9 protein-coding genes are annotated in these 14314 nt (G+C 71.9%); 4 read left to right on the top strand and 5 right to left on the bottom strand.

What is annotated here, in order from left to right; all coding sequences use genetic code 11:
• The first annotated feature begins 539 nt into the window (after window positions 1–539).
• Window positions 540–893, top strand: coding sequence for a MerR family transcriptional regulator (locus ACQEV2_RS22310; RefSeq protein WP_433044211.1), 354 nt, complete (start codon window positions 540–542; stop codon window positions 891–893).
• 92 nt (window positions 894–985) lie between these two features.
• Here ACQEV2_RS22310 and ACQEV2_RS22305 read toward each other — a convergent pair whose 3' ends face one another.
• Complete coding sequence (locus ACQEV2_RS22305) at window positions 986–1687, bottom strand: DUF4232 domain-containing protein (RefSeq protein ID WP_433044208.1); 702 nt, start codon at window positions 1685–1687, stop codon at window positions 986–988.
• A gap of 228 nt (window positions 1688–1915) precedes the next feature.
• Here ACQEV2_RS22305 and ACQEV2_RS22300 point away from each other — a divergent pair, with 228 nt between their 5' ends.
• Complete coding sequence (locus ACQEV2_RS22300) at window positions 1916–3256, top strand: helix-turn-helix domain-containing protein (protein ID WP_433044205.1); 1341 nt, start codon at window positions 1916–1918, stop codon at window positions 3254–3256.
• A 217-nt stretch (window positions 3257–3473) separates the two neighbouring features.
• On the opposite strand, the gene ACQEV2_RS22295 is transcribed toward ACQEV2_RS22300, so the two are convergent.
• The gene (locus ACQEV2_RS22295; protein ID WP_433044202.1) at window positions 3474–4472 is read right to left on the bottom strand and encodes an RNA polymerase subunit sigma-70; all 999 of its coding nucleotides are present in this window, start codon (window positions 4470–4472) and stop codon (window positions 3474–3476) included.
• A gap of 248 nt (window positions 4473–4720) precedes the next feature.
• On the opposite strand from ACQEV2_RS22295, the gene ACQEV2_RS22290 reads away from it, so the two are divergent.
• Window positions 4721–7372, top strand: coding sequence for an RICIN domain-containing protein (locus ACQEV2_RS22290; RefSeq protein WP_433044199.1), 2652 nt, complete (start codon window positions 4721–4723; stop codon window positions 7370–7372).
• Between the two features lie 70 nt (window positions 7373–7442).
• Here ACQEV2_RS22290 and ACQEV2_RS22285 read toward each other — a convergent pair whose 3' ends face one another.
• Window positions 7443–8123, bottom strand: coding sequence for a hypothetical protein (locus tag ACQEV2_RS22285; protein ID WP_433044196.1), 681 nt, complete (start codon window positions 8121–8123; stop codon window positions 7443–7445).
• 332 nt (window positions 8124–8455) lie between these two features.
• On the opposite strand from ACQEV2_RS22285, the gene ACQEV2_RS22280 reads away from it, so the two are divergent.
• Window positions 8456–11608: an FG-GAP-like repeat-containing protein gene (locus ACQEV2_RS22280; protein WP_433044193.1), complete on the top strand. Its 3153-nt coding sequence runs from the start codon at window positions 8456–8458 to the stop codon at window positions 11606–11608.
• A 57-nt stretch (window positions 11609–11665) separates the two neighbouring features.
• Here the strand turns inward: ACQEV2_RS22280 and ACQEV2_RS22275 are convergent, their stop codons facing one another.
• Together ACQEV2_RS22275 and ACQEV2_RS22270 are read right to left on the bottom strand one after the other, a co-directional pair.
• Window positions 11666–12709 (bottom strand): ABC transporter ATP-binding protein, encoded by a 1044-nt coding sequence (locus ACQEV2_RS22275; protein WP_433044190.1) that lies wholly within the window; start codon window positions 12707–12709, stop codon window positions 11666–11668.
• On the bottom strand, window positions 12706–14313 hold the full coding sequence (locus tag ACQEV2_RS22270; RefSeq protein ID WP_433044187.1) for an ABC transporter permease: 1608 nt from the start codon (window positions 14311–14313) through the stop codon (window positions 12706–12708). The genes ACQEV2_RS22275 and ACQEV2_RS22270 overlap by 4 nt, the downstream gene beginning before the upstream one ends.
• Between the last annotated feature and the right edge of the window lies 1 nt (window position 14314).

Raw genomic sequence — 14314 nt, 5'->3', positions numbered from 1 at the left:
TCACCGCCGTCTCGCCGTCCGTTCTCCGCCCGGCGTCACTCGTTCTTGCAGGTCACAGGCTATCTGGTCCCCCAAAGGACTGAAATCTACTTTTGCCAGAGTAGACATTGGGCGTCAGCACGGTTAGCCTTTTTCTCGTCAAGATGGTCAAGCGAAGCCCGGCAGACACGAACTGCCGGGGTGCAGTACACGAAATACGCAGGTCAGGCGGCTCGCAGGTCGACGGGTCGCCAACAGCACCACCGAGCAGTACCGCAGTACCAGTTCACCAAGTAGTTGGTTCAAAGGAAGGACGGAGGAGCAGACGCCATCAGGATCGCCCGGCCCGAGAGGCACTCGGACCGGGTACCGCAAGACCCCGGATTGGAAGGTGGTCCCCGGTCACGCAGCCGCGATCCCCGCACCCCCCTTCTGCAGGGCTGGTAGCGGAAACAGAAGGTCGGCACAGCATTAGGGCCGACAGATGGTGTTGAATTTCCTTCGGGGCCCTGGTGCCGTACGGCACCAGGGCCCCTCGACGCATTGCACAACGAGGTGACATGACAGCAGATATCCCCCTCAATGATCGCCTGGACGACGACGACTACCCCGCATACACGATGGGGCGGGCCGCCGAGATGCTCGGGACCACGCCGGCCTTCCTCCGAGCCATCGGGGAGGCTCGTCTGATCACTCCGCTCCGCTCGGAGGGTGGACACCGCCGGTACTCCCGCTACCAACTGCGGATCGCGGCGCGCGCCCGCGAGCTCGTCGACAGGGGCACCCCGATCGAGGCCGCATGCCGCATCGTCATCCTCGAGGACCAACTCGAGGAAGCTCAGCGCATCAACGCCGAGTACCGCCGCCGCGCCGGACACGAAGCAACCGACAGTTCCGTTCCCGGTTCCGGCTGATCACGTGGCGGGCCGGTCGGCTCGAACGTGCTCGTCACCCGCTCCATGACCAAGGCCCAGGCCAGAGACCGGGGCCTTTTTGCTGTCCCTTATCACCAGGCCAGGGCGTCGGCCATGGTCGACTGCCAGTACGAGACGCGGATCGAGTCGTCGACGTGGACGCCCTTCGCGGGGAGGGACGGGTTGGCGGCGGCGCTCGCGCCCTGGTCGAAGTGGACCGTGAGGGACTTGGCCGTGTAGCCGTTCGAACCGCTGCCGTCGGCGGCCGAGAGAAGGACGCTCGCATAGCCCGACTCGCCAGGAGCCAGCGTGACCACCGCCTGCGGCTTGGAGTCCTCGAAGGCCGGCGGGACGGACTGGGCCTCGCCGAATCGGACCACCGGATAGCCGGTGAGGTCGCAGTTCTTCGAGCCGGTGTTGGTGACGGTGAGGAGAAGGTGGTTCAGGGGGCGGGAGACCTCCGTGGCGGCCGTCCGGGTGGAGCTGGGGGAGCAGGGGGTTGTGGTGGGCTCCGAGTCCTTGGAGCCGGTTGTGCCGCTCGAACCGGCCGCACCGCCGGTCGAGCCTTCGGAGGTCGAGCCGGCCGAGTCGGTCCGAGCCGTCCCCGTTGAGGTTCCCCGGCCCGCCTCGGGCGAGGGCGTGGTGGAGGCCGTGGGCGCCGACTTGGACGCCGATCCTGCCGATGCCCCCTCGTCCTGGACGCCGTTCCCACTGTTGCATGCCGTCAACGTCAGCGTGGCGGCCGTGAGCGCGGCGGCGACGAGCATGCGGGTGCGGTGGGTGCGTGTGGACATGTGATCCCCCTTGTGCGGTACGGGTGTTGGCATGGGCCGCTCGACCGGATGCCCGAAACGGCGTGCCGGGAGCGGCGTGCTTGGATGACCCGAGCTTGTGCGGTGACCCGTCCCGGCCGCCACGGCTGCCGGGGTAACCGGGACGCTGGAACGCTTGCAGTGGCTCTGACCTGGGGGAATGACCTCCCCCTGGAATGGGGGTCCGGGACGTGGGGAGAGGGAGGAACGGTGGCGGGGGACGAGTTCTCGGAGCTGTTGGGCCGGTTGAAGGAGCGGTCCGGGCTCAGTTACGGGGTGCTCGGGAAGCGGCTGCACACGAGTGCGTCCACGCTTCACAGATACGTCAACGGGGATGCCGTACCGACGGATTACGCGCCCGTGGAGCGGTTCGCGCGGGTGTGCAAGGCGACGCCCGAGGAACTGGTGGAGCTGCATCGGCGGTGGGTGCTCGCGGATGCCCGGCGGAGGCGGAGGGCGGGTGGGGCCCCTGCCGAGGAGGAACCGCGGGCGCGGACGGCGACGGAGGCTGGAACCGGCGCGGCGGAGGCCGGGACCGAGATGTCGGGAACCGAAGCGCCAACGGCCGAGGACGGTCCCGAGGGTGGGCGGCGGCCCTGGGCGAAGGCTCCCGCGGCCCGGCGGCGTACCGTCCTTCTCGCCGGGACGGCCGTGGCCGCCGTCCTCGTGCCGGCCGTGCTCCTGGCGAGTCTTGGGACCGGCGAGGGGGAGGACAACCGGGGCGGGAAGCAGCCCATGGGGGCTGCCTCTCAATCTGCCGGCTCCGGCGATTCCGCCGACGAAAGCCCCGGCGCCTCCGAGTCGGCCGGCGCGAAGGGCAGGTCGGCCTCGCCGTCCGCCTCACGCGGCGGCACTCCCACGGCACCCGCCTCCGCCTCCCGGAGCAGTGGGGCCGGGACGGCCCAGGACGGCGGCTCCGAGAACGGGGCCACCGCGCCCAACGTCGCCGTCAATCCGTACAAGTGGGAAGACCCGTGCAGCCAGCACTACCTGGTCGACCGGCAGCCCGAGCAGGTGCCTCCGCCGCCGAGTGAGCCGGACGCGCGCGGGTGGGTCACCGCGCTCGGCGGGGTCCCCGGCGGGCAGCAGATGCTCGCGCTGACCGTGCAGGGCACCGGGAAGGCCACCGTCGTCCTGGAGGAACTGCATGTGCGGGTGGTGGAGAAGAGCGCGCCGCTCGCCTGGAACGACTTCGAGATGGGCGTCGGATGCGGTGGCGGCGTCGAGACGGCATCATTCGGGGTGGACCTCGATGCCGGGCGGCCCGCCCTCTCCCCCAAGGCCGGTCAGCGCGACTTCCCGTACAAGGTGAGTGAGTCCGATCCCGAGGTCTTCTACATCTTCGCGGACGCGCGGGCGCACAACGTGAGCTGGTACCTGGAGCTGGTCTGGTCCAGCGGTGACCAGCGGGGCACCGTACGCGTCGACGACAACGGCCATCCCTTCCGGACGAGCGGGAACGTGGGACGGCCCGCGTACAACCATCCGCTCGGTTCCTCCGAGTGGGGACGGAACGAGCACACCCCCGACATTCCTACACCGTGGACGTGAGACCTGGGGCGAGGCGGACCGGCTGAACGTGCGGGACTTCCAGAAGTCCCGCAAGGAACTGCGCGGCGACACCGACGGCAGCCCCGGCCCGCTGACCTGGCGCCTGCTGTTCTCCTGAAACCACGAGGTCCGTACCCCGGAAGGTTCGGCCGCTCAAGCCCCGCCGGTGCGGCAGCAGGACCGCGCGGCGGGGCGGCGCCTGAGAGCGCGAGTTCGACTACTCCGTGCCGTCGGCCGGCAGGCGCTCCGGCAGCCCGAGCCGCGGGAACTGGTCGTCGTGGAACGTGATGATCTCGGTGATCGCGCCACCGGTGACGCGCAGGACGTCGATCGTCAGCGGCAGGTACGCGCCCTCCTGCTTCCGCCAGAGGTAGAAGGCGACGGCGGGCTGCCGGTTCACGGAAGTGCGGACGCCACGCAGACCCTTCATGCCCTCGAAGCCGCTCTCGACCCAGTCGTTCACGACCGCGTCGCGGCCGACGTACAGGCCCGGCGTGGGCGGCATCGAGCAGCGCACGTCGTCCCGCAGCATCGCGGCGAGCGCCGGGATGTCCGTGGCCACGCTGGCGTCGGTGTAGCGGCGCACCAGCTCACGCGTCCCGGCGTCCTGTTCGCCGCCGGTCCAGTCCTGCCGCTCGGCCGGCAGGTGCTCCCGCATGCCGGCGCGGGCCCGCTGCAGCGCGCTGTTCACGGAGTTGACGGAGTCCCCGAGGAGCTCCGCGACCTCCTTCGCCGGCCAGCCGAGCACGTCCCGCAGGATCAGCACGGCCCGCGGGCGCGGCGCGAGGTGCTGGACCGCGACCACATACGCCAGCTCGATCGTCTCCCGCGCCACGGCCACGGTCTCCGGCTCCTCCGCGTCTCCCGCGGGCAGCTCGTCGAGCAGCCGGTCCGGGTAGGGCTGCAGCCACAGCACCTCGCCGCCGGTCGCAGGCTCCGGGCGGGCCTTGGCGAGCAGGTCCAGGCAGGCGTTGGTGGCGATCCCGTACAGCCAGGCCCGGAACGTGGACCGCCCCTCGAAGGTCTCCCGCCGCCTCCAGGCACGCAGGAACGTCTCCTGCACGGTGTCCTCGGCGTCCTCGAACGACCCGAGCATCCGGTAGCAGTGCACGTGCAGCTCCCGCCGGTGCCGCTGTGCCAGCCCCGAGAACTCCGGCTCGTCGACCTCGCCCAGATCGCTCACGCCCAGCTCCTCCAGCCGTGTGTCCGCACTCATCACGTCATCCTTCCGCCTCGTCGTGTCCCCTCGTAGGTGTGACGGGTGCGGGCGCCAAAACTCATCACCGGGGTCGGTCGGCATCGCTGATCCGCGCCTACCGCACCACGAGATGCCTGAAAAGAAGTTCCCGGCTCGCGGCAACCCTGTGCGGCGCCTGTGACGACAAGGCAGCGGATCCGGCCAGTTCCGGTGGCCGGGATCCGGCATTCCTCCGGTGAACAGCACGCAAGGAGAACCTCACCCCCATGGACAACCCCACGAACGGCGGGCGCCGCGGGCGTCACCGCCGTCGCTGGACCGCCACCGGCCTGCTGCTCGGCGTGCCCGCAGTCCTCGTGCCGTACCTCCTGTTCACGCAGGAGGACTCACAGGCAGCGACGGTCGATGGCAATGCGTACTACCGGCTGGTTTCCGTGCGCAGTGGCAAGGTGCTGGACGTCAACGGCTTCTCCACCGCCGACGGCACCCGTATCCAGCAGTGGACCGACCAGGACTCCGCCAACCAGCAGTGGAAGCTGAGGCCCACCGGGGACGGCTACTACGAGCTGGTCAACCGCAACAGCGGCAAGGTGCTGGGCATAGCCGGCGATTCGACCGCCGAGAAGGCCGCCGCCGAGCAGCAGACCGACAGCTCCTCCACCTCCCAGGAGTGGCGAATGGACGAGGTGAGCGGCTCCGACGCCGTCACCTTCACCTCTCGCAGGAGCGGCCAGGTCCTGGACGTCTCCGGGGGCTCCACGGCCCAGGGTGCGCCAGTCATCCAGTATCCGAGCAGGGGCAGCACCAACCAGCAGTGGAAGCTGGTGAAATCGGCCCAGACCCAGGCGTCCGGGGCCGGCAGTGCGCAGACCACGGCCGCGGCGGGACCGTATGTGTGGAACAACGCCCAGGTGGTGGGCGGCGGCTACGTCACCGGGCTGGTGTTCAACCCCCGTGAGAAGGGCCTGCTGTACGCGCGTACCGACATGGGCGGCGCCTACCGCTGGGACGCCGCGGCCGAGCAGTGGATCCCGCTGACCGACTGGGTCGGGGAGAAGGACTGGAACCTGCTGGGCATCGATTCGGTGGCCACCGACCCCGTCGACCCCAAGCGGCTCTACCTCGCGGCGGGCACCTACACCAACGAGTGGGCGGGCAACGGCGCGATCCTGCGCTCCACGGACCGGGGCCGCTCCTTCAAGCGCACCGATCTGCCATTCAAGCTGGGCGGCAACGAGGACGGCCGCGGGGCGGGCGAACGGCTGGCGATCGATCCCGGGGACAACGGCACCCTGCTGCTGGGCACCCGCAAGAACGGCCTGTGGCGCAGCACCGACCACGGCGCGACATGGAGGCAGGTCTCCTCGTTCCCCGTCAAGGACGGGGCGAGCAGCGGCGCGGGCATCGCCTTCGTGACGTATGGCCCGGCCGGCAGTAAGACGGTCTATGTCGGCGTCGCGGACCGGTCCACCTCCCTGTACCGCTCCACCGACGGCGGCGACACCTGGCAGGCCGTTTCCGGGCAGCCGACCGGCGAGATGCCGCAGCACGGTGTGCTCTCCGGTGACGGCTCGCTGTACCTGACGTACACCAACGCCCTCGGGCCGAACGGGGTGACGGCGGGCTCGGTGTGGAAGCACACGCCGGCCGGCGGGGCGTGGAAGAACATCTCGCCGTCCCAGGGCAACTACGGGTTCTCCGGCCTGGCAGTCGACCCGCGCAAGCCGTCCACGGTGATGGTCACCACCCTCGGCCGCTGGTGGCCCGAGGACGAGATCTACCGGACCACCGACGGCGGTACGACCTGGAAGGCCCTGGCCGACAAGTCGGTGCGGAGCGCCTCCGCCGCTCCTTACGTCGGTACCCACACCGGGCACTGGATGACCGCCCTGGCCATCGACCCCTTCAACTCCGGGCACGTGCTGTACGGCACCGGCAACGGCATCTGGCGCAGCAAGGACGCCAACGCCTCCGACAGCGGCGGCACCAGCCACTGGAGCGCGGGGGCCCGAGGGCTGGAGGAGACCGCGCTGATGGACGCGATCGCCCCGCCCGGCGGCGCCACCGTCATCACCGCCATGGGCGACCAAGGCGGTTTCCGCCACGACTCCCTGACCAAGGTGCCCGCCGGGCGGCTGAAGAACCCGATGATGACCAACAGCACCGACATCGATTTCGCCCAGTCCAAGCCCGCGCTGACGGTCCGCGTCGGCCTTGGCGGGGACAAGGACGGCGCCTACTCCACCGACGGCGGCACCAGCTGGACCGGCTTCAGGACAGAGCCGGTGGACAGCGCCAACGCCGGACATGTCGCGCTCGCGGCTGACGGCTCCGCCATCGTCTGGACCCAGGCCGGCCAGGCCCCGTACCGCTCGACCGACAAGGGGGCGAGCTGGTCGAAGGTCAGCGGCCTGGGCACGGGCGCCGTGGTGGTCGCCGACCGCTCCTCGGCCAGGACCTTCTACTCACTGTCCGGCGGCACGCTCTACGCCGGCACCGACGACGGCGCGACCTTCACCGCCCGCGCCACCAACCTGCCCGGCGGCGAGCTCACGGCCGCCCCCGGCATCGCCGGAGACCTGTGGATCGCCGGCGGCGGCAAGGGGCTGCTGCACTCCACCGACGGCGGCCGCACCTTCACCACGCTCAAGACGGTGCAGTCCGCCTCCGCCCTCGGCTTCGGCAAGGCCGCGCCGGGCGCCGATTATCAGGCGCTGTACCTGATCGGTACCGTCAAGGACGTCACCGGCGTCTTCCGCTCCACCGACAAGGGCGCCACCTGGCTCCGCGTCAACGACGACGCCCACCAGTGGGGCAGCATCGGCGGCGTCGGCGTCATCACCGGCGACCCCGACACCTTCGGGCGCGTCTACGTCGGCACCAACGGACGCGGCCTCCAGTACGGCGACCCGTCCTGACCCCGACGCCCGAGCGGGGCCGCGGGCACAACGGCCCGCGGCCCCTGACGCGGGACGCGCCGCGCGGTGCTCAAGTCCCGAGGACCAGCACCCGGAACGGCCCCAGCGGGGACGTCCGAGGCGTGTCGCCTTCGAGATACCGCCAGCCCCAGGAGCACAGCGTCTTCACGGTATAGGGGTCGTAGCGGTTGACCAGCGTGACGCCGAGGACGGCACCGCGGTCGGTGAGCAGCCGTTTCTGCATGCGCCGGGCGAGGTTCCAGGCTCGGTCCTGATTCTGCCTGCGCACCCGGGGCGGCACGAGAATCCTGGAGATCACCAGGAGGCGTCCGGAGGCGGCCAGGCGTAGCAGGCTGCCCGGAAGGTATCCGTCGAAGCCCTCCCACCAGGGACCGTCGCCGCGTACGGGGAAGCCGTAGGCGCATCCGGTCAGCGCGGTGGTCTCCGCGATCAGCAACTCGAAGCCCGGTCGCCGTACGTCGGCCGCCAGCCGTCGCATGAAGGCGCCGCGGGCCTGGTTCCAGGCCCATGGACCGCCGCCCGAGGTCTCGGCGTACAGGTCGCCCAGTTCCTCCAGTCGGTCCTCGATCTGACGCCGGGTCAGCGCACGGACTCGCTCTCCCTCGCGGGGCGAGGAACCCCGTTCCGGCCTGGGCGGGCGTGGCTCCCGCACACTCCGCCGGTCCGGGCCGGCCTGCGGCCCGAAGTGGCGTGAGCTGGTCGTGGGCCGAACCGGCACGTGCACGGTCATGAGGCAAGCCCTGCCCCGGACACGGGCGGACCCGGTCCGGCGTCGTCGGTCGCCGAAGGCGGCACCGGCGTCGGAGCCGGTACGCGACATGCCCTCGGTGCCTCCACGGTACTCCCGGACTGCATGCGTCGCCCCGCTGCCCGTTTCGCCCGCTGATCAGCGATTTATGAACGCGTTCGAATTGCATGGACGCCCTGTGTTACCTTCCGGCGCTTGCTGGAGGCCTGCTCCGCATCGCGCCGCGTCGATGTGCACCGTCTGTGCGTGTTCGCGTGTGTCCGTGTGCGTCCGCGTCGAGCTGCCTCCTCACCACCAGCCAGTTGGAGGTATGTGTGACAGGGCGACACTCGCCTGGCCGTAGGCGTACGTTCATACGCACCGGCATCGCCACTGCCGCGGCGCTCGCGGTCGCCGGAGGCACCGTCCCGTTGCTGCTCCAAGGAGCGCAGGCCCAGGCGGCACCGGTCACCATCGACGCGCCCGACCGCCATCTGCCGCGTGGCAACGCGCTGTACGCCGCGGGCCCCGACGGACAGCTCGAGCGGAGGGAGCCCGACGGCTCCGGGACCGGCCTCGGCCGTTACCGCTGGGTGCCCGCCGAGGGGGACCCGGTCGATCTGGGCAGCCAGGAGCAGGCCGAGGCCGGGGCCGTGACCGGCGCCGGATCCAACACCGTCGGCATCTACGACGAAGCCGCCCGCACCGTCACCCTCAAGGACCTCAAGGCCGGGACCTCGACCGAGATCACCCTGCCCGAGGGGCAGAAGTACCTCGGCACGTACGGCACCGCCGTGCTGACCGGCGTCTGGGCCGACGGCGCCGAGCGCGGCGAGCTGCACATCCTGCGTGCCGAGGGTTCCAGCACCACCGACACCCCGGTGGCCGGGCTGGACGCGGGCGCCATCGCCGGTCACACCGTCCAGGGCGGCGACGCCAGGACGCTGGCCGTGCACTACTTCGTCGAGGGGCGCGGCCCGGCCCTGGGGCTGCTCGACCTGGAGAGCGCGAAGATCACCGCGGCGCTGGGCGGCGTCAGCGTGGACGGGAACTCCATGGCGGTGTTCTCGCCCGACCGCATCGCCTTCTACAACGACGACATGTACGGCGTCCGCGTCTGGGACCGCTCGGACGTCACCAAGGAGCCGGTCTACGTCAAGGTCGGCATGTCCGCGTTCGGGGACACCGAGGAGACCAAGGGCAAGCCGGTGATCGGCCTGTCCGGCGACTACGTCCTGCTCACCCGCAACCCCGTCTGGATTCCCGAGTCGGACATCCGCGTACGGCTCGGAAACCCGCTGTACGCCTACCCGTTGGACGGCGGCGAGCGCAGCACCGTGCTGGCGCACGTCCAGTCCCGGATCGTGCAGGCCCCGGATGGCGGGGCTCTGGTGACCGGCGGCACGGGCGCCGCGGACTGGGCGGTGCGCAAGGTGGCGCCGGGCGCCGACGGGAAGCCCGTGGTCACGGCCGTGCACGGTGTGCCGGCGAAGGCGGGCAAGGTCGCGTCCCTGTCCCTGGCCGCCGGGCGGCTCACCACCGCCGAGCCCGACAGCCGTGCGCTGCCCGCGGTGGCGCAGCGCGGCGGCATCACCGTCGGCACGACGTCGTCGACGGGGACGTGGCGGGTGGTGGCCGAGCCGGACGGATCGGACGCGGACCGGTTCAAGCGGTACGCGGACGTCCGGCCGGTCGGCACCGGTGACGGCCGCTCCGTGGTCCTGGCCGACAACGCCGGGCAGGACGTGCTGGAGTCAGCCGACGCGGACGGCAAGGTCACCGACCTGACGAAGCTGACCGGCGCCCCGTACGGCGCCTGGGGCGACGGCGACAAGGTGCTGTCGGCGTCCGGCCGGTACGCGGTCTACGGGCGGCCCGGCGCGGAGGAGGACAAGTACCTGGTCGACCAGGACGACCCCTCGTACCGCGTCCTCGAGGGCATGACCAATGCCGCCGTCTGGGGCACCGCGCTGTGGACCGTGGACGGCTCCGGCAACCTCGAGGGCACGGGCCTGCCCACCGCCTCGGGCACGGCCACCGTCTCCGCCTGCGCCGCCAAGGACCTGCAGGCCGTGGGGCGTTGGGTGTACTGGGAGTGCTCGTCGCCGTACGAGACGAACCCCGTCGAGGTGTACGACGCCGCGACCGGGACCCGGATGACCCTGCCCCGGCCCGGCAAGCTGGGCGACGGGTACGTGGTCTCGTACGACAGCGCGACGCGACGTGTCGAGGTCACCGACTTCCACACCGGGACCGTGGCCGAGCCGCGCACCGTCGAGGAGCTGCCCGCCGACCCCGGCGTCAAGGACCCGGTCAGCGCGGACCCCTACGGCGGGACGTTCGCCTACGCGGTCGGCGACGGACGGGTGCGGGTCGCGGACAGCGGCGTGCCGACGTCCCCGGTGAAGAAGATCCAGTCGCGCGTCGAGTCGTCGGTGGACGTCTCCGCCAACTCCGCCGACCGGACCTGGAGCGCCTCCTGGCTGCTGTCCAAGCCGGTCACCGGCGCCAAGGCCGAGATCCGGGACAAGACCGGGCGCGTGGTGCGCACGCTGACCCCGACCCGCCGCGACGCCTCGCTCGCCACCGCCTGGGACGGCAAGGTCGGCGACACCCGGTACGCCACCGACGGCACCTACACCTGGCGGCTGACCGGCACCCCGGCCGACGGACAGGGTCCGGCGCTCACCGCCACCGGCACCTTCACCCTGACCGGCGGCGCCCGGCCGTACCACGACCTCAACGGCGGCGCGGGCGACCTGATGACGCTCACCTCCTCCGGCTACCTCACCACCCACTACGGCAACGGCACAGGCGCCTTCGGCAGCAAGGCGTCCGGCTCCGGCTGGCCCGCGGGCACGGTCGCCGTCCCGTTCGGCGACCTCACCAAGGACCGCTGCAACGACCTCCTGGTCCGCATGTCCGACGGCGCCCTGCGCCGCTACACGGGCAAGTGCGCGGGCGGCGGCTACAGCGCCGGCGGCAGCTACACGGCCCTGGGCACCGGCTGGCAGCAGTACAACGTGCTGACCGCGCCCGGTGACCTCACCGGCGACGGCCGTACGGACCTGATCGCGCGGCAGTCCTCCACGGGCGACATCTACCTGTTCGCCGACAACGGCTCCGGCGGCTTCAAGAGCCGGGTGAAGATCCGCTCGGCGTGGACGTACACCCACATCACCGGTGCCGGCGACCTCAACGGCGACGGCTTCGGCGACCTGCTGGCCCGCCGCAGCGACGGCACGCTCTTCCGTTACGACGGCACGGGCGCGGGTCAGTTCAAGGAGCGGGTCACCGTCTTCACGTCCTGGGGCAGGACGTACAACGCGATGGTGGGCGTCGGCGACATCACCGGTGACGGCAGGGCCGACCTGGTCGTCCGCGACACCTCCGGGAACCTCTACCGCAACAACGGCAAGGGGAACGGCTCCTTCACCTCGCGCACGCAGATCGCCACCGGGTGGCAGGGCTACAAGGGCCTGTTCTAGAGAACGGCTGAAAGTCCCGGATTCCGGCCCCGGCTCGATCGAGTCGGGGCCGGCCGCTTACGGATGGAGGCCCGCCTCCCCCACGACCCGGATGCCTGTCTCCTCCCCGGGGCGGACGGGCAGCGGGCCCGCGACGCGGATGCCGACCGGGGTGTCGTGGCCCTCGACGGCCACGGTGACCATGGCGTCGTGGCCGTAGTAGCAGATGTCGGTCACCGTGCCCCTCACGGTGTCCTCGGAGTCCGCATCGGTCAGGCGGAGTTGTTCCGGGCGCAGCAGGACCGTGCCGGCGCTCAGTCCGCCGGGCGGAGTGGCGAGGGGGACGGGGCCCAGGGCGGTTCGGGCCGTGCCGTTGCCGTCGACGGTGGCGGGGAGCAGGACGGCGTCTCCGACGAAGTCGGCGATCCAGGGGTCGGCGGGACGGCGGTAGAGGTCCTGCGGGGTGTCGCACTGTGCGACGCGGCCGTCCCGTACGACGGCGACGAGGTCGGCGGTGGACAGGGCCTCCTGCTGGTCGTGCGTGACGAGGATCGCCGTGGCGCCAGTCGCGCGCAGCGCCGCGCGTACGTCCGACCGCACTCCCGTCCGCAGTGCGCTGTCGAGGGCGTTGAACGGCTCGTCCAGGAGCACGAGTTGGGGGCTCGGGGCGAGTGCGCGGGCGACGGCGACGCGCTGTTGCTGGCCGCCGGACAGTTCGTGGGGCATGCGGTCGCCGTATCCGGCGAGGCCGACCAGTTCCAGCATCTCCTCGGTGCGGCGCCGCCGTGCGGTCCGTTCGACGCCGGTCAGTCCGAAGGCCACGTTGCGGGCAACGGTGAGGTGGGGGAAGAGGGCGCCCTCCTGGGGCACGATGCCGATGTGGCGCCGTTCCGGCGGCAGGTGGACGCCGGGACCGCCGAGGATGCGGTCGCCGAGGCGGACGGTGCCCGCGTCGGCGCGCAGGAATCCGGCGACGATCCGCAGGAGGGTGGTCTTGCCGCAGCCGGAGGGACCGAGCACGGCGGCCAACGCGCCCGCCGGAACGGCGAGTTCGAGCCCGCGTAGGACCGGCTCCCCGGCTCCGTAGGACTTGGTGAGCCCTTCGACGTGCAGTTCGTTCATTTCCGGTGCCTGCCTAGGAGGTACGAGGGGACGGCGGCCAGCAGGATCAGTGCGGCGGCGTAGGGAGCGGCGGCGGCGAAGGATCCGGCACCGGTCTCGGTCCACAGCCGGGTGGCGAGGGTGTCCATGCCGGTGGGGCGCAGCAGGAGGGTCGCGGGGAGTTCCTTCATGCAGACCACGAAGGTGAGCGCGGCCCCGGCGGCCACGCCGGGCGCGGCCAGCGGCACGGTGACCTCGCGCAGCACCTGCCACGGCCGGCGGCCGAGCGAACGGGCCACGTCCTCCAGGACGGGCGGTGCCTGCAGCACGGCCGCGCGGGTGGCGGCCACCGCGACCGGCAGGAAGAGGACCGCGTACGCGCCGACCAGCAGCGGGAGTTGCTGGTACAGGGGGTAGGCGTAGCGCACGGCGAAGAAGACCAGTGCGAGGGCGACCGTGATGCCGGGCAGCGCGTGGCCGGCGTAGGCCGCCTGCTCCAGCAGGCCTGCTCCGCGCCCCTTGTGCCGGGCGGCGATCACCCCGACCGGCAGCGCGAGGACCGTGGTGAGGCCGGCGCCCGCCGCCGCGACCCCGAAGGTGGCCCAGGCGGTCTCCGCGAGGCCGTTCAGGTCCCAGGTGGCCGAGCTGCCGACGGCCAGCCAGTAGCCGAGGGTGCCGAGCGGGAAGGCGACGGCGACGGCCGTCACCGCCCCGCACCACAGCAGGGCGATGGGCCGCCACCGGCCGAGTCCGAGCGGAACCGCCGGGCGGGCGGTGCCCGTTCCGGTCCTTGCGTGGCCGGCCCGGCCGCGGGTGCGGGCTTCGGCGGCGACGAGCGCGACCGTCATCACCACCAGGACGACGCTGAGCGCGGCGGCCGGGGTGCGGTCGAAGGAGGCTCGGTAGGAGGTGTGGATGGCCCGGGTGAAGGTGTCGTACCGCATCAGCGAGACCGCGCCGAAGTCGGAGAGCACGTACAGCGCGACGAGCAGCGCCCCGCCCGCGGCCGCCGGTCGCAGCTGCGGGAACGTGACGCCGAAGAAGGTACGCAGCGGGCCGTGACCGAGCGAGCGCGCGGCCTCCTCCTGGGCCGGGTCGATGCCCCGCAGTGCGGCGGCGACCGGCAGATGGACGTAGGGGAAGCTGACCAGTGTCAGGGCGAGTGCGGCGCCCCCGAAGCCGGCGAGGTCCGGCTCGGCCGACAGCCAGGCGAACGCGGCCACGTAACTAGGCACTGCCAGCGGCAGTGTGGCCAGCACCGACCAGGCGCGGGCTCCGGGCAGCGCGGTGCGCACGGTCAGCCAGGCCAGTGAGACACCCAGCACCAGACACGCCGCCACGACCACGGCGGTCAGGCCGAGGCTGCGGCCGAGCAGGTCGAGCGTCCGCTCGTCTGCGATGACGTCCCAGGCGAAGGCCGGGCCGCGTTCCAGGGCGCGGACGGCGAGGTAGCCGAGGGGCAGCAGGGCGAAGAGGGCCGCGACGCAGGCGGGGACGAGCAGGACCAGGGGCGGCCTGGTGCCGGCCCGTGCGCTGAGCGAACGCGCCGCGCGGGCGGGCACGGCCTCGCGCCCGGCCGGGGCGGGGACTCCGGTCGGGCGCGAGGGCGACGGCGGTGTGGGCACG

The organism is Streptomyces sp. CA-251387, assembly GCF_050936625.1.
GTDB lineage: Bacteria > Actinomycetota > Actinomycetes > Streptomycetales > Streptomycetaceae > Streptomyces.
Note: the sequence above shows the minus strand (reverse complement) of the source record. Positions and strands in the feature narration are given on the sequence as shown.

Coding starts and splice junctions, on each gene's coding strand:
- ACQEV2_RS22290 (WP_433044199.1), top strand. CDS start 4,721: ATGGACAACCCCACGAACGGCGGGCGCCGCGGGCGTCACCGCCGTCGC.
- ACQEV2_RS22305 (WP_433044208.1), bottom strand. CDS start 1,687: ATGTCCACACGCACCCACCGCACCCGCATGCTCGTCGCCGCCGCGCTC.
- ACQEV2_RS22285 (WP_433044196.1), bottom strand. CDS start 8,123: ATGACCGTGCACGTGCCGGTTCGGCCCACGACCAGCTCACGCCACTTC.
- ACQEV2_RS22275 (WP_433044190.1), bottom strand. CDS start 12,709: ATGAACGAACTGCACGTCGAAGGGCTCACCAAGTCCTACGGAGCCGGG.
- ACQEV2_RS22310 (WP_433044211.1), top strand. CDS start 540: ATGACAGCAGATATCCCCCTCAATGATCGCCTGGACGACGACGACTAC.
- ACQEV2_RS22295 (WP_433044202.1), bottom strand. CDS start 4,472: ATGAGTGCGGACACACGGCTGGAGGAGCTGGGCGTGAGCGATCTGGGC.